Genomic DNA, 19,050 nt, shown 5'->3' with positions numbered 1-19,050 from the left:
GGGGGCCGGCCGGGCACTGCGAGCCGCCCGGCCGGCCGTACCGGATCAGGTGTGCGGGCGGTCGCCGGGCTCCTGGGTGGGCATCTGCTGGTTCGAGGTGGGCAGTGTGGGCTTCGGCAGGGTGTCGACGTCGTGCTCGGCCTGCTCCAGCTGCTCGGCCGTGTCGTCGGGCAGCGCGGGCGGCGTGGCGACCGTCGAACCGAAGCGGAACGCGGACGTCAGGTCGCCGAAGGTGCCCCGGCGCCAGGCGGAGATGTTCGACTCCTGCACGCCGGTCCACTCCTCCAGGAACCGCAGCACGGAGGTGTGGTCGAACCGCTCGCTCGCCACCCATCCGCCCACGGTCCAGGGCGAGACGATGATGCACGGCACCCGGAACCCGCCGCCGATCGGCAGGCCGCTGACGAACTCGTTCGCCGTGCCCACCGGGGGCGTGGGCGGCACGACGTGGTCGAAGAGGCCGTCGTTCTCGTCGTAGTTGAGGATGAAGGCGGTCTTGGCCCACACGTCCGGGTTGGACGCGATGGCCTCGATCTTCTGCGCCACGAAGTCGGCGCCGGCGGCCGGCAGGTAGTCGGGGTGCTCGGACTGCGTGCTGGTCGGGATGATCCAGGAGACCGCGGGCAGCCGGTCGCCCCGCGCGTCGTCCTCGAAGGTCCCCTCGGGCTGCGGGCGCACGCCGCGCTCGTAGAGGTCGGAGCCGGCCTTCGCGCTCTTGAATGCCTGGAAGTTCTCCAGCATGTTGCAGCCGTAGTCGTCGGTCTGCTGGTAGACCTTCCAGCTGATCCCGGCCGCCTGGAGCCGCTCGGCGTAGGTCTTCCAGCGGTACGGGGACGGGGCGGAGTTGCTGATGACCGGGCCGCCCTGCGTGCCGCCGGGGTCGATGGTGCCCGTCATCCAGTAGAGGCGGTTCGGCCAGGTGGGGCCCATGACCGAGCAGAAGTAGTTGTCGCAGATGGTGAAGTTCTCGGCGAGGGCGAACTGGAAGGGGATGTCCTCGCGCGTGTGGTAGCCCATCACGTACGGGCCGTTGGCGCCGTCCGCCTTGCGGTGCGCGGGCAGCCAGCTGTCCATCTTGCCGTTGTTCCACGCCTGGTGCTGCACGCTCCAGGCGTGGCTCGTGGACGGGATGGCCTGGGCGCTGGTGGTGTGGGTGTCCAGGTGGAACGGGAGCATGTAGCCCTTGGGGTTGACCGTGTCCGGCTGGTAGAAGACGGAACGGCCGCCCGGCAGGGTCAGGGCGTCGGGGTCCGCGAAGCCGCGGACGCCGGAGAGTGTGCCGAAGTAGTGGTCGAACGAGCGGTTCTCCTGCATCAGCAGGACGACGTGCTCGACGTCCTGCAACGAGCCGGTGGGCGCGGGCCCGGCGGCGACGGCCCGCTGCACGCTCGGAGGCAGTAGTGAGAGCGCGGCGGCGCCGCCCAAGACCCCTGCCGCCGATCCGAGGAGCCTGCGACGAGTCAACTCGGCCATGACTGTCCCTTCTTGAGCACTCCTGATGACTGGCCCACGGGGGTCTCGGCCCCCGGGACCGATGCGCCACTCTCCAGGCGGTACATGAGGGGCAGCGGCCGTTAGCGGTGAACATGCCAACAACAGGCGGCGGACACTTGGCCAAGCCCTGACCTGCTATACCGGGCCACCGAACGCGCATGACCCGCCTTTGCCCGAGGCATGACGAAACGGCGCTCGGGAGGGGGAACGCTGGCTGGGCGGACGTGCGAGCGGGGCGCAGGCGTCCGAGTGCTCGGGGTGGAGCCGGGGCGGGTCGGGCCGTGGTCCGGGCGGGATCGGGGCCGGGATGGGGTCGGGGCCCGTTGCTCAGGGTCGGCCTCGGGGTTTTCTCAGGGGTCGGTCGGGGTTCCGGTGGCGGAGGGGTTCGGCTTATCATTGACTGAGTCAAGGCTGAGTGGACTGAGTCAAGCCAGTCACCGAGCCGCGGCCATGTGAAAGCGGGACCACTCGACGAGGTCGGGTCACTGCGCGAAGGGGGACGCCATGTCGGCGAGGAAGAGGGCCGCCGCAAGCAGCACGGCGGGAACGTCAGCGGGGGCGAGGGCTACGGGAGCAACAGGGGGAACGGGAGCCAGAGGTTCGACGCGGACGGTGCCGACGTCGGAAACGGTGGAAGCAGCGGAAGCGGCGGGCGAGGGCATTCCCACCAGCGGCTCCGCCGGCGCTTCCACCCGGCCCATCCACGACATCCGCGCCTTCAACCGCTTCTACACCAACCTCATCGGCGCCCTCGACTACAGCCGCCAGCTCTACGTCCCGTACACCCTCACCGAGGCCCGGGTCCTGTACGAGCTGGCCCACTCACCGCGGACCGACGCGGCGGACCTGCGCGGCGCGCTGTCCCTGGACGCCGGCTACCTCAGCCGGCTGCTGGCCAAGTTCGAGAAGGCCGAGCTGGTCGAGCGCGCCCCGTCGTCGCGTGACCCGCGCCGGCAGAGCATCACCCTCACCGGCCACGGCCGAAGCGCCGCCGACCTGCTGGACGAGCGGTCCAGGGAAAGCGTGGGCGCCCTGCTCGGCAGGGTCCCGGCGGGCGACCGCTCCCGTCTCACGGGCGCCATGCGCACCATCCAGGACATCCTCTCCCGGGACCGTTCCCCACACCGCGACGACGTCGTACTGCGCGCTCCCGGCCCCGGCGACCTGGGCTGGATCATCCAGCGCAACGCCGCGGTCTACGCCGCCGAATTCGGGTGGAACTCCGACTACGAGGCCCTGGTGGCCCGTATCGTCGCCGACTTCGCCGAGCACCACGACCCGCGCCTGGAGCGCGTCTGGGTGGCGGAGCTGGACGACCGCCCGGTGGGGTGCGTGATGTGCGTACGGGACACGCACGGGGACGCGAACCATGGGGAGGCGAGCCACGGGGACGCCACCGCCGGGGAGGGCACGGCCCCGGCGGAGGACACGGCCCTCGCGGACACCGCCTCCGGGGAGGACGCCTCCGGGGATGGCGCAGCCTCCGGAGAGACCACCGCCTCCGTGAGGGACGCCGGCCCCGAGCAGGGCCCCCGCCCCTCCCCCGGCACCGCCCGCCTCCGGCTGCTGCTGGTGGAGCCCGACGCCCGGGGGCTCGGGATCGGCGACCGCCTGGTGCGGGCCTGTACCGAGTTCGCCCGCGAGGCGGGGTATGACGACATGGTCCTGTGGACGAACGACGTCCTCCGGTCGGCCCGCGGGATCTACCAGCGACACGGCTTCACCCTCACCGCCGAGCAGCCGCACCACTCGTTCGGCGCCGACCTGACCGGCCAGGACTGGCACCTGCGACTGCGCACCGCCGAGGACAGCGCCATACCTCCCGGGCGCACCGCATCCCGGGAGGGTGGTGCGGCGGCCGAGGCGCCCGCACCCGAGGAGGCCGGAGTCCGGATATCCGGAAGGGAGGGCGCGGCGAGCGGCCGACGTGGCTGATGTCGGAGGATTACGGGGGCTCTGGGCGGATAGTGTCCGCTGCATGAAACTGGCGTTCTCCACTCTCGGCGTACCCGGACTCCCCGTCTCCGACGTGGCATGGCTCGCGGCGGACCACGGCTACCACGGCGTGGAACTGCGCGCCCACCCCGACGAGCCCGTGCACCCGGGCATCGGTCCGGCCGAAAGATCCGAGGCCGTCGCCCTCTTCCAGGAGCGCGGCATCGAGATCGCGGGGATCGCGGGGTACGCCCGCGTGGCCGCACCCGGCGACGACGAGGCCGTGCTGGCGGAGATCCGGGCCCTGCTCGACCTCGCGCACGACCTGGGCGCGCCCTACATCCGGGTCTTCCCGGGCGGCGGCACCGACCAGTCCCGCGAGGAGGCCGATGCCACGGCCGCCCGGCGGCTGGGCACGGTCGCCGAGTACGCCGGCGAGCGCGGCGTCAGGGTCCTGCTGGAGACCCACGACTCGCACCGCACGGGCGCGGACGCCATCCGTGTCCTGGGTCAGGTCGGGCACGGCCAGGTCGGCTCGCTGTGGGACGTGATGCACACCTGGCTCGGAGGCGAGCAGCCCCAGGACACCTTCGCCGCGCTCTCCCCGCACCTCGGCTACGTGCAGGTCAAGGACATCGCCTCCGCCGAGGACACCACACCGGTCCCGCTGGGCGCCGGGGTGCTGCCGCTCGGCGAGTGCGTGGAGGTGCTCAGCCGTGCGGGCTGGGAGGGCTGGCTCTGCTGGGAGTACGAGAAGCGCTGGTACGAGCACGCGCAGCCACTGCCGCCGCTGCTCACCCAGGGCCGCGAGCACCTGACCCGGCTGCTCACCGAGGCGGCGTGACTCCAGGAGGCCGGGCCCGCGTCCTTGGCTGACCCCGCACGGGCCGACCCGGCACCCTCGGCCGACCCCGCTTCCCGGACCGACCTCGCTTCCCCGGCCGACCCCGCGTCCTCGGCCGCCCCGCCCCTCGGGCCGCCCGCGTCCGCTGGGCCGCCCGCCCGCCGTCTCCGGGCGGGAGCGACGCCCGGCGGACGGAGCCGGGCGGGAGCGGAGCCCGGCGCCGTCCAGGCACCCGTTCCGGCCAGGAGCAGGCGCCGCGGGCCACCGGCCGGCCGGTGCGACGCGTGCGGCAGCGGGCTTCGGGTAACTGCCTGGCAAGCGACAGGGCACAGGCGAGGCGGCCTCCGGAGACCAGGGGGACCGCCCTGAACTTGGGGTTTCGTGTGGCGCGCAAAGTAAGGCTGTTCGGTTTCGAGATCGGCAAGACGGCCCGTCCGAAGGGTGGGAAGGGCACCAAGACGAAGGCACGGAGCGGCAAGGCGGCGAAGGGGCAGGGCACGCGCCGGGGGTGGCGGTCCGGCAAGGACGGCGACGCGGGCAAGGCCGGAGGCTCCTCCAAGACGGCGTCGAAGACGTCCGGCTCGGGCAGGCGGTCCGCGTCGGACAAGGTGGTGAAATCGGCCAAGTCGGTGAAGGCGGCCGCGTCGAGGCGGCCCAAGGGGTCCGCCGCGTCGGGTAAGCGGGCCGGGAGCGGCGCGGCCGGGTCCGCCGGTGCCGCCGCGGGTGCCCGGACGGCGCCGCCGGTGCACGCCGCGGTGCGGGTGCTCGTGATGCTGGTGGCGTTCGCGGCGATGGTCGGCTTCGCGGTGGTGCTGGCGAAGGTGACGCTCGTGCCCTCGCCCGCCTCGGTGCCGCTGACGCACAGCAACCTCCACCCGGGCAGTTCCATCCGCACGTACGTCGACCAGCCCGCGTTCCGGGAGACGGTGAAGCAGATCGGCGGCAACATCGTGCTGGGCGTGCCGTTCGGGCTGCTGCTGCCGGTGCTCTTCCCGAAGGCCCACGGGCTGCTGCGGGTGGCGGGGATCACGGCGGCGGTGATGCTCCTGGTGGAGCTGGCGCAGGGTTCGCTGGTCGCCGGCCGGGCCTTCGACATCGACGACGTCATCCTCAACACCGCGGGCTCGCTGGTCGGCTATCTCATCCTGGGACGGCGGGTGGGCCGCGCCGTCCACCCCCGCCGCGCCCACTGGTGGCACCGCTTCACGAAGCCCAAGCGGGCCACCGCCGACTGACACGCGCCCGGTCCCCGGCGCCGCGCCCCGGACCCGACCCGCTCCGGGGCGTCTGCCACCCGCCATCCGCCCGTCGTAGGTTCGCCTCCTCTCCAACCGCTCCGCGTGCGCGCGCTCTTGACCGTAAATTATTTTCGGTCTATCGATCGTTCTCGGAAGTTTCCTTCACCAGTCGCTCGCCACCGCTTGCCGTACACACCATCGTCCGACGCTCTCCGGGTCACCGGTCCTCCTCTCCGGAAGGAGCGCACGTGCAGTTCCGACACACCGGCCCCACCAGACGGGGCCTGCTCGCCGTCACGGCGGGTGCGGCCGCGCTTGCCGCCACCGGCACCGTCCAGGCCACCGCCGCCACCGGCGCCAAGGCCGCGGGCACCATGGGCACCACGGGTACCTTCAACCGCCGCCCCGACGACACCGAGCTGAAGAAGCTCATCTCCGGGATGACCCTGGAGGAGAAGGTCGGCCAGGTGTTCGTCATGCGGGTCTACGGCGCCTCCGCCACGGACCCCGACCAGGCCGACATCGACGCCAACATGACCGAGATCGGGGTCGGGACGGCCGCCGAGCTCATCGCCAAGTACCGCGTCGGCGGGATCATCTACTTCGCCTGGGCGCACAACACGCAGAACCCGCACCAGATCGCCGACCTCTCCAACGGCATCCAGCGGGCCGGCCTGACCCAGCCGCGCGGCCTGCCGCTGCTGATCGCCACCGACCAGGAGTACGGGATCGTCGAGCGCGTCGGCGTCCCCGCGACCCTGATGCCCGGCGCGATGGCGCTCGGCGCGGGCGGCTCGCGCTCCGACGCGCGGGAGGCCGCCCGGATCGGCGGCACCGAGCTGCGCGCCCTCGGCATCCGGCAGGACTACGCCCCGGACGCCGACGTCAACGTGAACCCGGCCAACCCGGTGATCGGCGTGCGTTCCTTCGGCGCCGACCCCGAGGCGGTGGCGGGGCTGGTCGCGGCGCAGGTGAAGGGCTACCAGAGCGCGGGCATCGCCAGCACCTCCAAGCACTTCCCCGGGCACGGCGACACCGCGACCGACAGCCACTTCGGCTTCCCGGTCATCCAGCACACCCGCGAGCAGTGGGACACCCTGGACGCGCCGCCGTTCCGCGCGGCCATCGCGGCGGGCATCGACTCCGTGATGACCGCCCACATCATGGTCCCGGCGCTCGACGCCTCCGGCGACCCGGCCACCCTCTCCACGCCCATCCTCTCCGGCATCCTCCGCGGCGAGCTCGGCTACGACGGCGTGGTGATCACGGACTCGCTCGGCATGGCCGGCGTCCGCGAGAAGTACGGTGACGAGCGGGTGCCGGTACTGGCGCTCAAGGCGGGCGTCGACCAGCTCCTCAACCCGCCGGACCTGGACCTCGCCTGGCACGCGGTCCTGGACGCGGTCAAGGGCGGTGAGCTGGCGGAGGACCGGCTCGACGAGTCGATCCTGCGCATCCTGCGGATGAAGGCGCGCCGGGACCTGTTCACGGCGCCCTACGTCACGCAGTCCGGCGTGGACCGCATCGTCGGCTCCCGGGCGCACCTGGCCGCGGCCGACCGGATCGCGGAGCACACCACGACCCTGCTGGTCAACGAGGAGCGGGTGCTGCCGCTGTCGCGGCGCACGAGCGACGACGTCCTCGTCGTGGGTGCCGACCCGGCCTCCCCGTCCGGCACCACGGGCCCGCCCAGCACCGTCCTCGCCAAGGCCTTCACGGAGCTGGGCTTCAAGGCCACCGCGCTGTCCACGGGCGCGAGCGGCAACCCGTCCCAGGCCGTGATCGACCAGGCGGTCGCCGCGGCGGCCGGCAAGGACGCGGTGGTCGTCGGCACGTACAACGTCACGGCGAGCGGTTCGCAGCGCACCCTGGTCCAGGCGCTCGTCGCCACGGGCGTCCCGGTGATCGTCCTCGCGATCCGCAACCCGTACGACGCGGCGTACGTGCCGGGCGCCAAGGCGGTCCTGGCCGCGTACTCCTGGACGGACGTGGAACTGCGCGCCGCCGTCCGGGTCATCGCCGGCCGCGCCAGGCCCCGCGGCAAGCTGCCGGTCGCGGTGCCCACCGCGGACGACCCGGCGAAGAGCCTCTACCCGATCGGGTACGGCCTCTCGTACTGACCCCTCGCGCACGGGCCGTCCCCCGACGGCCCGTGCCCCGCGGTGCCGACGGCCACCCCGGGTCCGCCCAGGGGCCTGTGCCAATGTGCGGCTCCGCCACGTGGGCCGAACCAGCCACGACTGGGGGCGCCTCCCACGCCCTTCAGGTGGTGGGGGACGTCAGGTCGTGACCGTCCCGAAGGGGCAGATGACGTCGCATCCGGACCACCGGCAGGTGGGTGGTTGCTCGCGCAGTTCCCCGCGCCCCCGGTGCGCACCGCCGACGCCCGGCAGCGTCACCCTCCACAAGGCGGCTGATACGCCAGGTCGGGAAAGTACGTGCGCCACTGCCCCTGGCTGAGCGGCCGCTCGGAGTGGGCACAGACCTGGGACCGTGCCTCGTCCAGGTTGGGCAGCCACAGCCGGGCGGTGTGGTCGGAGCTGCCGGTGAGCAGGTGCCTCCCGTCGGGGCTGAAGGCGACCGAGTTCACGGCTCCCAAGTGGCCGGTGAGGACGTTCGTGAGGCGGGGCCGCCGCGGGTCGGTGAGGTCGGTGATGCGCGCCGTGCGGTCGTTGCTGCCGCTGAGCAGGCGGCGGCCGTCCGGGCTGAAGGCCAATGCGGTGACGACGTCGGCGTGACCGGAGACCACCGCGAGCCGCCGCGGATGGCGGAGGTCGCGGACGTCCCAGAGCCGGATGGTGTGGTCGTCGCTGCCGGAGGCGAGGGTGTGCCCGTCGGGGCTGAAGACGGCGGCGTCCACGAAGTCCTGGTGGCCGGTGAGCACGCTGAGGGTGTGGGGGTCGGCGGGGTCGGTGATGTCCCAGAGCCGCAGGGTGCGGTCGTCGCTGCCGGAGACGAGCGTGTGCCCGTCGGGGCTGAACGCGACCGGCTTGACGTTGAGGTGATGGCCGGTGAGGACCGCCAGGGGCCTGGCCCGGGACGGGTCGTGGACGTCCCAGAGGCGGACGGTGTGGTCGTAGCTGCCCGTGGCGAGCAGTCGCCCGTCCGGGCTGAACGCCACCGAGAAGACCACGTCCCGGTGGCCGGTGAGGCCGGCCAGCAGCCGCGGCCCCCGCGGGTCGGCCAGGCTGAACACCCGCACGGTCCGCTCCCGGCCCACCGTGGCCAGATACCGCCCGTCCGGGCTGAACGCGAGGCCGCTGACGACGTCGGCGTGGGTGAGGACCCCCGGTAGCGGGACGGGGTGCAGGGGATCGCGGAGGTCCCACAACCGCACGGTGTGGTCGAAGCTGCCGGTGGCCACCAGCCGCCCGTCGGGGCTGAACGCCACCGCCGAGACGCTCTGGGTGTGGCCGGGCTGCCCGGGGCGCGCCGGAAGGTCCACGGCCTGGCTGCTGAGCAGCGCGCTGCGGGTGGCGTCGGCGGGCGCGAGCCGGTAGGCGGCCAGGGCGAGCTGGCCGGCCAGCGCCGGCTGCGTCGAGCGCAGCGCCACCGCCTCGCCGGCGACCTCCCGGGCCAGCGACGCGTCACGCTGCTGGGCCAGCTCGCTGCGGGCGCGCACGGCGGTGGCCGCGGAGCCGACCGCGAGCACCAGCAGCACGGTCAGCAGCGCCACGAGCTGGCGCATCCGCCGGCTGCGCCGCTGGCTCAGTCGCTCGCTCTCCTCCTCCGCGCGGGCGCCGGCCGCCAGGAACTCCTTCTCGCGTGCCGTCAGGCCGCCGGTCAGGCGCCGGGCGGTGGCCAGCCGGGCGCCTCTGAAGAGCGCCTCGGGGTCCCGGCCGAGCGACTCCCACACCTCCACGGCCGAGGTGAGCTGCCGCTGGGTGCGCAGCGCCTCGCGGTCGTCGGTCAGCCAGCCGTGCAGCCGGGGCCAGCAGCGGATCAGCGCCTCGTGGGTCAGCTCGGCCTGGTCCCGGTCCAGGGTCAGCAGGCGTGCCGCGGCCGCCGCCTCCAGGACGGCGGTGGTGTCGGGGGTGGGGTCCCACTCGGCGACCGGCACCCGGCGCCGGGTGTCCTCGGTGCCGTCGCCGAGCGCCGTCAGCCGGGTGAACACATGGCGGGCGATGTCGCGCTGCGGTGCCGTCAGGCGGGCGTGGAAGCGTTCCGCGGTGCGGGCGAGGGCTCCCTCCAGGCCGCCGCTGGCCTCGAAGCCGGCCAGGGTGAGCGCGTTGCCGCGGCGGCGCCGCCAGGTCTCGGACAGCGCGTGCGACAGCAGCGGCAGCACGCCGGACCGGCCGTGCGCCTGCGCGGTGAGCGTCGCGAGCAGCGCGCCCTCGACGGTCAGCCCGGACCGGACGGCGGGCCGCACGATCGCCCTGCGCAGCTCCTCCAGGCTCATCGGCCCCACCGGCACCACGGCGTCGCGCAGCACCTCCAGCAGCCGGGGGTGGCGGGTGCAGTGAGCGTAGAAGTCGGCGCGCACGCCCAGCACCACCCTGCACCGGCTGGTGGCCGCGCCCGCGGCGGTCGCCAGCGCCTCGACGAACGCCGCCACCTCCGGCGGCCCGGCGCCCTGCGTGAACAGCTCCTCGAACTGGTCGACGACGAGGACGAGTTCGGTCTCGGGCCCCTCGGACACCTGGATCTTCCGCAGCACCCGGTGGAGGTTGGCCGGATCCTCGGACAGTTCCGCGCAGAGCGCGCCGGGGCTGCCGCCGCCGAGCGCGCTGAGCTGTATGGCGGCCTCCTCCAGCGGCCGCGGGCCCGGCGTGAACACCACCGCCCGCGCCAGCCGCGGCACCAGGCCGGCCCGCAGCAGTGACGACTTGCCGGATCCGGAGGCGCCCAGCACCGCGACGAAGCGGTGCCGCCGCAGCTTCTCGGCCAGTTCCTGCACCAGCCGCTCACGTCCGAAGAACCAGTCGGCGTCCTCGGGCTGGAACGCCGCGAGACCCGCGTACGGGGGCCTGACCGCGTCCGCGGCCGGGGGCTCCTCCGCCGGCTCGGGGGTGTCCAGCGCGGACGCGGTCGCGTGCCAGGTGCGCTCCCACTCGGGCAGGTCGCCGCCGCATGCCCCCACGTAGGCGAGCGTCACCGCCAGCGTCGGCAGGCGGCGGCCGTCGGCCGCGGCGGAGAGCGTCGAGACGGAATAGTGGGCGCGCTCGGCGAGTTCGCGGTAGGTGGGGTTGCCGGCGTTCCGGCGCACCCCGCGCAGTCTCTCGGCGAACTCCAGCAGCGGTCCGCCCTCCGTCTCCAGTGGACGTTCGTATCTCGGCATCCGGCCCGCACCCCCAGTTCGCCCGATCACGGCCCCTTACAGGCGTCATATTTTCCACGATCCGATTGTTCGGCTCCCGGCCGCCGAGCCCGAACAATTCTCATGGGCTAGACCTGACGTCCGACGAGGACCCCGGCCGGCCGGGCGTGCCCATCTCCGCACGCACCGCCACCGGGCTCCCGGGACATGCGGCGGGCTCCGGCCCGCCACCCCCTCGAAGGAGGACAGCACCGTGAGGCTACGCAGCAACCAGGTCATGGCGGCCGCCCGGCAGACCACCACCAGCGCGCCCGCCTGCGAGCCGGCCGGGGGACGCCGGTAGGCCGGCGCACGTCTCCGAGCCGGCCTGTCCGCCTGTCCGACGGGGGGGGGATGGACGGGAGGGCCGGCTCGGTGCGAGGGCCACGGACCACTCAAGGGGCGAGGCCCCTCGCCGGGAGTCGAGGGGCCTCGGGGGGACGGCCGCTGTCCGGGCCGAAAGGCCCGGACAGCGGGTCGCGGCCCTGGGGGGACGGTGCGACCCAGGGGTCCGTGCTTCGTCGCGTGCGGGTCAGTGCGGCTCGTGCCGGACGTCCGGGCGGTCGAGCCGGGCGTCGGGAGCCGCCAGCGGCCGGGCCGCCGAGGGGTTCTCGGTGACGGCCGCGGGGCCACCCCTGCCCAGGCCAGGATGCGGGCCGTGGCCTTGGCCTGCTGCTCCGGTTCGAGGCCGGCGACCTTGGCACCGTGGTTCGCGCCCGGCGCCGTGAAGACGTACGAGTCCCGCGCGCCGGAACCGAGCCGGAAGCGCTCGGCACCCCACGGGTCGTTCTGCCCGTAGACGTAGAGCATCCGGGTGGCGTGCCGCTGCACCCAGCGGTCGACGTCACGCATCGCCGACGAGTCGAACCGCATCGGGATGGACCGCGGCACGTAGCTCCGCGGCGGCTGGTAGCCGTACCGCATGAGGCCCTTCAGGTGCGGCAGCGCGATGTCGGGCGCGCCGAGCTGGGTGCCGGCCTGATAGTAGTACGGCGTGTACGGCGCGAGTCCCTGGTCGGTGTAGAACGACCAGCCGGAGATGTCGTCGACGTAGTCGAAGAGCGCCTGGTCGGAGACCGTCGCGGCGTCCGGCACGGCGGAGCACTCGGACAGCAGGTGGTACTGCCAGAAGCCCCACACCAGGTCCAGGACGACGGACTCGAAGGCCTTGTCCAGGCTGCCGACGGTGCTGAACGTGTAGCCGTTCGCGGCGGCGTAGTCGGCGTACATCTTCTCCAGCGGGGCGCGCCGCAGCAGCGCCTCGCGCTGGACCGCGTTGAGCGAGTCGCGGCACTCGGGGGTGCCGACCTGCTCGAAGAACGCGTCGTACGCAGAGTCCTCGTCGTTGACGACGTCGTTCGGCGCGACGTAGGCGACGACGCCGTCCATGTCGTGCGGGTAGAACCGCTCGAAGTAGGTGGCGGTCATGCCGCCCTTGGAGCCTCCGGTGCCAGCCACTTGTGGCCGTAGATCGGCTTCAGCGCCTCGAAGATGCGGTGCTGGTCGCTGGCCGCCTGCCAGATGTCGAGCTTGGTCCAGTCGGTGGGGCTCGGGCGTGACGGCGTGAAGTACCGGTACTCCAGGGAGACCTGGTTGCCGTCCACGATCTTGGTCGGCTCGGCGCGGCTCGGGTCGGTCGAGACGTCGTAGCCGCTGGTGTAGAAGACGGTGGGGCGGCTGACGTCCTTGTGCAGGACTGTCAGACGCTGCTGGAAGGTGCCCCGGCCGGGGTGCCGGTGGTCCACCGGCTGCGTGTAGGCGAGGACGAAGTACCGGTAGCCGTCGTACGGCTTCTCCTCGATCAGGCTCATGCCCGGGATGGCGAGGAGCCGGTCCTTGATGTCGGTGGTGCCCTGGGTGGCGGCGGGGACGGCGGCCTCCGCCGGGCTCGTTGCGCTGCCGAGCGTGCCAGGGTGCCGATCAGCACCGCGAACGCCAGCAGCCATCTGACAGCCTTGCGCATGCACTCTCCTCCGGTTCGCCCGCGGTCGCGGGTGGATGCACGAATGCGTGCGCGAACCTAGCGGAGGTCCGGCCGCCTCCCAGTACGCGACCGACCCCGCCGGCCCGGTGTTCACACGAGAGACCGGCTACCGGAAACGAAGTGCTGACCCGTGGTCAGCGCGGATGTCGAAAAGGCGTGTCGCGTCCGCGGGGGCGCGCGGGGAGCGTCGATCATGCCTTGCAGAGTGCGCCGGTCGATGTCGTCCGAGTCCCACCTCGGCAAGGCCGCCCGTCGAGGGAGGAACTCGCCCGCCGAGGGAGGTACCGCCCGCCGAAGGACGACCCGACGTGACGCGCTGTGCATGTATCACGAAACGAGTGGTGAGATGAGTACCGAGAGCCGACGTGGGGAATCGCGGCGCGGCGGCAGGGGGAAAAGGGCGGCCGACTGGGCCGACGGCCGGCTGGGCGTCTACGGTCTTGCGAAGACCGTCATGCGAACGGCATTTCCCGACCACTGGTCTTTCATGATCGGAGAGATCTGCCTCTACAGCTTCCTCATCCTCGTCGTCACGGGTGTCTTCCTGTCGTTGTACTTCCACCCCTCGATGAACGAGGTGGTGTACCACGGCAGGTACACCCCGCTGCACGGCCAGATCATGTCGGAGGCCTTCCGCTCGACCCTGCACATCTCCTTCGACGTCCGGGGCGGCCTGCTGATCCGCCAGGCCCACCACTGGGCGACCCTGATCTTCATCGCCGGCATTTTCGTGCACATGCTGAGGGTTTTCTTCACCGGAGCCTTCCGGAAGCCGCGCGAACTCAACTGGGTGTTCGGCTTCCTGCTGCTGATCCTGGCCATGTTCGAGGGCCTGACCGGATACGACCTGGGAGACGACCAGCTTTCCGGTACGGGCCTCGCCGTCGTGAACGGCGCGATCCTCTCCGTACCCGTCGTCGGCACGTACGCGTCCATGTTCATCTTCGGGGGAGAGTTCCCGGGGACCGAGCTGGTGGCCCGGTTCAACACCGTTCACATCCTGCTGATCCCCGGCCTCATGGTGGGGCTGATCGCCGCCCACATGGGCCTGGCTCTCTATCACGGGCACACGCAGTATCCCGGACCCGGACGCACGAGCAGAATCGCGGTCGGCATGTCGGTGTGGGTCTATGCGGCGAAATCAACGGGATTTCTCTTCCTGCTCTCGGGAATCATCTTCACCATCGCGTCGATCGCGCAGATCAACCCCATCTGGCAATACGGCCCTTTCCGCCCCGATCAGGCCTTCGCGGGATCTCAGCCCGACTGGTACATGGGAGTCGTCGACGGGCTGCTGAGAATCATGCCCGGCTGGGAGATCAATGTCCTTGGCCATACGCTCGCTCTCGACAACTTCATTCCGCTGCTGGCTGCCGCCGTCCTCTTCCTCTCCCTGGGTGCGTACCCGTTCATCGAGTCCTGGGTCACCGATGACGATCGCGGGCACCACCTCATCGACCGAGCCCGCAACCGGCCGGTGCGCACGGGGCTGGGCGCGGCGTGGATGAGCGCGTACCTGGTGGCGTTGCTCTGCTCCAGCAACGATCTGATCGCCACCCATTTCCATGTCTCGCTCAATTCGGTGACGTGGGCCTCGCGCGTCGGTCTCTTCGCCATCCCGCTCCTGGTGTACGTCGTGACGAAGCGGTGTGCCATGGGCCTCCAGCTCCGGGACCGCCACAAGGTCCTGCACGGCCGGGAGGCCGGTGTCATCAGACGGCTGTCGCACGGTGAGTACATCGAGGTGCACGAGCCACTCAGCCGGGCCGAACTGCACACCTTGACGTCCCACGACCAGTACGCACCCTTCGGGACGGGCCAGGAGGGCGGCGAGGGAGGTCCGGACGGGAAGCCCGGCCGCATGCAGCGCATGCGGGTCAGGCTCAGCCGGATCTTCTACGGGCAGGGCGCGCAGATCCCCAAGGCCACGGTCGAGGAGTACAAGGAGATCAACACGGAGCGCTGACCGCGCCCGCGGGCCGCTCCTCGGCAACCGGGCGCGGGCGCCGAAGGCGCCCCTCCCCCGTCAGGCCCCGACCGACTCGGGTTCCTGGCCGGGACCGCGCCCGGCGCCGGCACCGGCGCCCGGCACCCCCTCCGGCAGCCGCGCCGAAGCGCCGTCGTCGCCCAGGAACGTGTACCAGAGGCGCGCGTAGTGCCCGCCCGCGGCGACGAGTTCGTCGTGCGTGCCGTCCTCCACGACACGCCCGTGGTCCATCACCACCACCCGGTCGGCCCGCGCGGCGGTGGTGAGCCGGTGGGCGACGATCAGGGTCGTGCGCGCGACAGCGCTCGATGGGGGGCGGTGGTCGGGCGACGGGTGGGCGGTGCGCGGGCCGTCGCCCGCCGCCGTGTCCGCCCCGGCGGCCCGGCGCCGCCCGGCGAGCCGGTCGGTGGCCTGGTTGACCTGCGCCTCGGTGGCCAGGTCCAGCGCCGCCGTGGCCTCGTCGAGCAGCAGGATCGCCGGATCGACCAGCTCCGCGCGGGCCAGCGCGATCAGCTGCCGCTGCCCGGCCGAGAGGTTGCGGCCCCGCTCGTTGACCTCGTGCAGGTAGCCGCCCTCCAGCGTGGCGATCATGTCGTGCGCTCCGACCGCGCGGGCCGCCGCCTCCACGTCGGCGTCGCTCGCGTCGGGCCTGCCGTAGGCGATGGCGTCGCGGACCGTGCCCGCGAACAGGAACGCCTCCTGGGGGACGACGCCGAGCCGCTGCCGGTACGCCGTCAGGTCCAGCTCGCGGATGTCCGTGCCGTCGACGGTGAGCCGTCCGCCCGTCGGGTCGTAGAACCTGGCCACCAGCTTGACCAGGGTCGACTTGCCCGCCCCGGTCTCGCCGACGAAGGCGACGGTCTGGCCGGCGGGTATCACCAGGCTGACGCCGCGGAGCGCCGCCTCGCCGCGCCGCGCGATCCCGTCAGCCACGTCCGCCCCGTCCGGCACGTCCGGCACGTTCGCCACCTTCGTCAGGGCAGAGTCGGTGGCGGCATCCGCCACCACGCCATCGGCCCCCGCCCCGTCGGCGGAGTCGCTCGCGGCATAGTCGAACACGACGTCCTCGAAGGCGATCTCCCCGCGCACCCTCCCGACGCCGCGGGGTGCGGCCGGCTCCTCGACGGAGGTCGGGACCTGCAGCAGTTCCTGGATGCGGCCCAGGGAGACGGTCGCCTGCTGGTAGCCGTCGAAGACCTGGGAGAGCTGCTGGACCGGCGCGAAGAACAGGTCGATGTAGAGCAGGTACGCGACCAGCGCACCGGTGGTCAGGGTGGCGCCCTCCACCCGGCCCGCGCCCACGATCAGCACGAGCGCGGCGGCCACCGAGGAGAGCAGCTGGACGAACGGGAAGTACGTCGAGATCAGCCGCTGCCCGCGCACCCGGGCGGCCCGGTAGGAACGGCTGCGCTCCGCGTACCGCGCGGACCCGGCCCGCTCCCGCCGGAACGCCTGGACGATCCTCAGTCCCGCGACGGTCTCCTGAAGGTCGGCGTTGACGATGGAGACCCGTTCGCGGGCGAGCTCGTACGCCCTCTTGCTCTTCCTGCGGAAGACGACGGTGCCGGCCAGCAGCGGCGGCAGCGTCGCGAAGACCACGAGGGCGAGCTGCACGTCGATCGCGAGCAGCGCGACCATGATCCCGAAGAAGGTGAGCACCGAGACGAACGCGGTGACCAGGCCGGTCTGCAGGAAGCTGGAGAGCGCGTCCACGTCCGTGGTCATCCTGGTCATGATCCGGCCGGACAGCTCGCGCTCGTAGTAGTCGAGCCCGAGCCGCTGGAGCTGGGCGAAGATCTTCAGCCGGAGCGTGTAGAGGACCCGTTCGCCGGTGCGCCCGGTCATCCGGGTCTCGGCGATCTGCGCCCCCCACTGCGCGACGACGGCGACCAGCGCGAGCGCGGCGGCCGACCAGACGGCGGCGAGCGCGAGGCGGTTGACGCCCTCGTCGATGCCGTGCCGGATGAGGACGGGCAGCAGCAGGCCCATGCCCGCGTCGACGGCGACCATCAGGAGGCTGATCAGCAGCGGCGAGCCGAAGCCGCGCAGCAGCCTGCGCAGCCCGTACGACGGCTCGGGTTGCACGGCCGCCGCCTCGTCCACCTCGGGGGCGTCCGTGGCCGGCGGCAGCGCGTCGACCTGGTCGAGCAGTTCGGGGGTGGCGGGCATGCCGGTGAGCGCGGTGTCCTTCGGCGCCCGGTCGCCCGTCCACAGGCTGGGCGTGATGCCGCGCTCGGCGTCGAACTCCGCGTCCAGCTCCTCGCGGACGGTGCGGTCGCACACCTCGTCGGCGAGCGCGGCGGACGGCGCCGGCCGGTGGCCTGGGGACGGACCGGCCAGCTCGTCGGGGTCGGTGAGCAGCCGGCGGTAGAGGGGGGAGCGCGCGGTCAGCTCGTCGTGGGTGCCGATGTCGGCGAGCCGGCCGTCCTCCAGTACGGCGATCCGGTCGGCGAGGCCGAGGGTGGAGCGGCGGTGGGCGATGAGGAGGGTGCTGCGCGCGTCGGCGCCCGAAGCGACGCCGGTCGTGACCGTGTCCGTACCCGAAGCCGCCTCGGCCGTGACCGTGCCGGTGTCCGAGGCGACATCAGCCGAGACCGCGCCGGTCACGCCCGCACCCGCACCGGCACCCGTGCCCGAGCGGCGTGCCATGACCGCGCGCAGGGCGTCGTGGATCTCGTGCTCGACGCGGGCGTCGACCGCGGAGGTGGCGTCGTCCAGGATGAGCAGCCGCGGGTCGGTGAGGAGCGCGCGGGCGAGCGCGACGCGCTGGCGCTGCCCGCCGGAGAGGGTGAGGCCCTGCTCGCCGACCTTGGTGTCGTAGCCGTCGGGCAGCGCCTGGATGAACCCGTCGGCCTGGACGGCGCGCGCGGCGGCCTCGACCTCCTCCTGGGTGGCGTCCGGACGGCCGTACGCGATGTTGGCGCGGACCGAGTCGGAGAACAGGAAGCTGTCCTCCGGGACGAGGCCGATCGCGGCACGCAGGGATTCGAGGGTCAGCTCGCGGACGTCGTGGCCGCCGACGAGGACGGCGCCGCGGTTCACGTCGTAGAAGCGCGGCAGCAGCAGCGAGAGCGTCGACTTGCCGGAGCCGGAGGCGCCGACGACGGCGACCGTCTCCCCCGCCTCGATGCTGAACGAGAGGCCGTCGAGGACCCGGGGGCCGTGGCCGTCGCCGTACGCGAAGGTGACGTCGTCGAACTCGACGGTGGCCACGGCGTCGGCGGGCAGTTCCTTGGTGCCGTCGGTGAGGGTGGGCCGGGTGTCGATCAGCTCCAGGACGCGTTCCACGCCGGCGCGGGCCTGCTGGCCGACGGTGAGCACCACGGCGAGCATCCGCACCGGGCCGATGAGCTGGGCGAGGTAGGTGGAGAAGGCGACGAAGGTGCCGAGGGTGATCTGGCCGCGCACGGCGAGCCAGCCGCCGAGCGCCAGCATGGCGACCTGTCCGAGCGCGGGGACGGCCTGGAGGGCGGGGGTGTACCTGGCGTTCAGCCGGATGGTGCGCAAGCGGCCCGCGTAGAGCCTGCGGCCGACCTGCCGGAGCTTGCCGGTCTCCTGCTCCTCCTGGCCGAACCCCTTGACGACCCTGACCCCCGACACGGCGCCGTCCACCACGCCCGCCACGGCCGCGGCCTGGGCCTGGGCGTACCAGGTGGCGGGGTGCAGCCGGGCGCGGCTGCGCTTGGCTATGAACCAGATGGCGGGGGCGACGGCGAGCGCGACGAGGGTGAGCGGCGGGGAGAGCCACGCCATGATGACCAGGGAGATCACGAAGAGGAGGACGCTGCCGATGGTCATCGGCAGCATGAAGAGCAGGCCCTGGATGAGCTGGAGGTCGCTGGTGGCGCGGCCGACGACCTGGCCGGTGGAGAGTTCGTCCTGGCGGCGGCCGTCCAGCCGGGTGAGGGTGTCGTACATCTCCGTACGGAGGTCGTGCTGCACGTCGAGCGCGAGCCGGCCGCCGTAGTAGCGCCGGACGAAGGCGAGGCCGTAGACCACGACGGCGCCGGCCAGGAAGAGGGCCACCCAGACGGCCATGGGGCGGGTGTGGCTGCCGATCACGTCGTCGATGATCACTTTGGTGATCAGCGGGACGACGGCCGTCACGGCCATGCCCGCCAGCGAGGATCCCAGGGCGAGCACGACGTCCCTGCGGTACCGCAGGGCGTACCCCGCAAGGCGCCTGGCCCAGCCCGCCTGCGTGCCTTCGCCCTCGGCGCCCGTACTGCCGCCGTCACTCCCTGTGTCCGCCACCCGGTGCCTCCTCGTCGC

Annotated in this window: 8 protein-coding genes and 1 pseudogene; 5 read left to right on the top strand and 4 right to left on the bottom strand. The window is 72.7% G+C overall.

The window, feature by feature from the left end; translation table 11 throughout:
• Nucleotides 1-45: 45 nt before the first annotated feature.
• Entirely contained in the window at nt 46-1,473 is a 1,428-nt protein-coding gene (locus Sm713_RS14320; protein WP_212910006.1) for an alkaline phosphatase family protein, read from the bottom strand.
• Nucleotides 1,474-2,106: 633 nt separating this feature from the next.
• Here Sm713_RS14320 and Sm713_RS14315 point away from each other — a divergent pair.
• The 4 genes from Sm713_RS14315 (at nt 2,107) to Sm713_RS14300 (ending at nt 7,631) form a co-directional block, all read left to right on the top strand.
• Complete coding sequence (locus tag Sm713_RS14315) at nt 2,107-3,429, top strand: bifunctional helix-turn-helix transcriptional regulator/GNAT family N-acetyltransferase (RefSeq protein ID WP_249416288.1); 1,323 nt, start codon at nt 2,107-2,109, stop codon at nt 3,427-3,429.
• 43 nt (nt 3,430-3,472) lie between these two features.
• Nucleotides 3,473-4,273, top strand: a complete 801-nt coding sequence (locus Sm713_RS14310; RefSeq protein ID WP_212910004.1) for a sugar phosphate isomerase/epimerase — start codon at nt 3,473-3,475, stop codon at nt 4,271-4,273.
• A gap of 383 nt (nt 4,274-4,656) precedes the next feature.
• Nucleotides 4,657-5,508: a VanZ family protein gene (locus tag Sm713_RS14305; RefSeq protein ID WP_308293165.1), complete on the top strand. Its 852-nt coding sequence runs from the start codon at nt 4,657-4,659 to the stop codon at nt 5,506-5,508.
• A 377-nt stretch (nt 5,509-5,885) separates the two neighbouring features.
• The gene (locus Sm713_RS14300) at nt 5,886-7,631 is read left to right on the top strand and encodes a glycoside hydrolase family 3 protein (RefSeq protein WP_249416593.1); all 1,746 of its coding nucleotides are present in this window, start codon (nt 5,886-5,888) and stop codon (nt 7,629-7,631) included.
• Nucleotides 7,632-7,906: 275 nt separating this feature from the next.
• Here the strand turns inward: Sm713_RS14300 and Sm713_RS14295 are convergent, their stop codons facing one another.
• Together Sm713_RS14295 and Sm713_RS14290 are read right to left on the bottom strand one after the other, a co-directional pair.
• Complete coding sequence (locus Sm713_RS14295; RefSeq protein WP_212910002.1) at nt 7,907-10,789, bottom strand: XRE family transcriptional regulator; 2,883 nt, start codon at nt 10,787-10,789, stop codon at nt 7,907-7,909.
• 550 nt (nt 10,790-11,339) lie between these two features.
• Nucleotides 11,340-12,770 (bottom strand): annotated as a pseudogene (locus tag Sm713_RS14290) (S28 family serine protease).
• Nucleotides 12,771-13,137: 367 nt separating this feature from the next.
• Here Sm713_RS14290 and Sm713_RS14285 point away from each other — a divergent pair.
• The gene (locus Sm713_RS14285; protein ID WP_212910001.1) at nt 13,138-14,757 is read left to right on the top strand and encodes a cytochrome bc complex cytochrome b subunit; all 1,620 of its coding nucleotides are present in this window, start codon (nt 13,138-13,140) and stop codon (nt 14,755-14,757) included.
• Between the two features lie 60 nt (nt 14,758-14,817).
• Here the strand turns inward: Sm713_RS14285 and Sm713_RS14280 are convergent, their stop codons facing one another.
• On the bottom strand, nt 14,818-19,032 hold the full coding sequence (locus Sm713_RS14280; protein WP_212910000.1) for an ABC transporter ATP-binding protein: 4,215 nt from the start codon (nt 19,030-19,032) through the stop codon (nt 14,818-14,820).
• Between the last annotated feature and the right edge of the window lie 18 nt (nt 19,033-19,050).

This window comes from Streptomyces sp. TS71-3 (assembly GCF_018327685.1).
GTDB lineage: Bacteria > Actinomycetota > Actinomycetes > Streptomycetales > Streptomycetaceae > Streptomyces.
This window is presented reverse-complemented; position numbering and strand designations above follow the sequence as displayed.

Coding starts and splice junctions, on each gene's coding strand:
- Sm713_RS14320 (WP_212910006.1), bottom strand. CDS start 1,473: ATGGCCGAGTTGACTCGTCGCAGGCTCCTCGGATCGGCGGCAGGGGTC.
- Sm713_RS14310 (WP_212910004.1), top strand. CDS start 3,473: ATGAAACTGGCGTTCTCCACTCTCGGCGTACCCGGACTCCCCGTCTCC.
- Sm713_RS14300 (WP_249416593.1), top strand. CDS start 5,886: ATGGGCACCACGGGTACCTTCAACCGCCGCCCCGACGACACCGAGCTG.
- Sm713_RS14295 (WP_212910002.1), bottom strand. CDS start 10,789: ATGCCGAGATACGAACGTCCACTGGAGACGGAGGGCGGACCGCTGCTG.
- Sm713_RS14285 (WP_212910001.1), top strand. CDS start 13,138: ATGAGTACCGAGAGCCGACGTGGGGAATCGCGGCGCGGCGGCAGGGGG.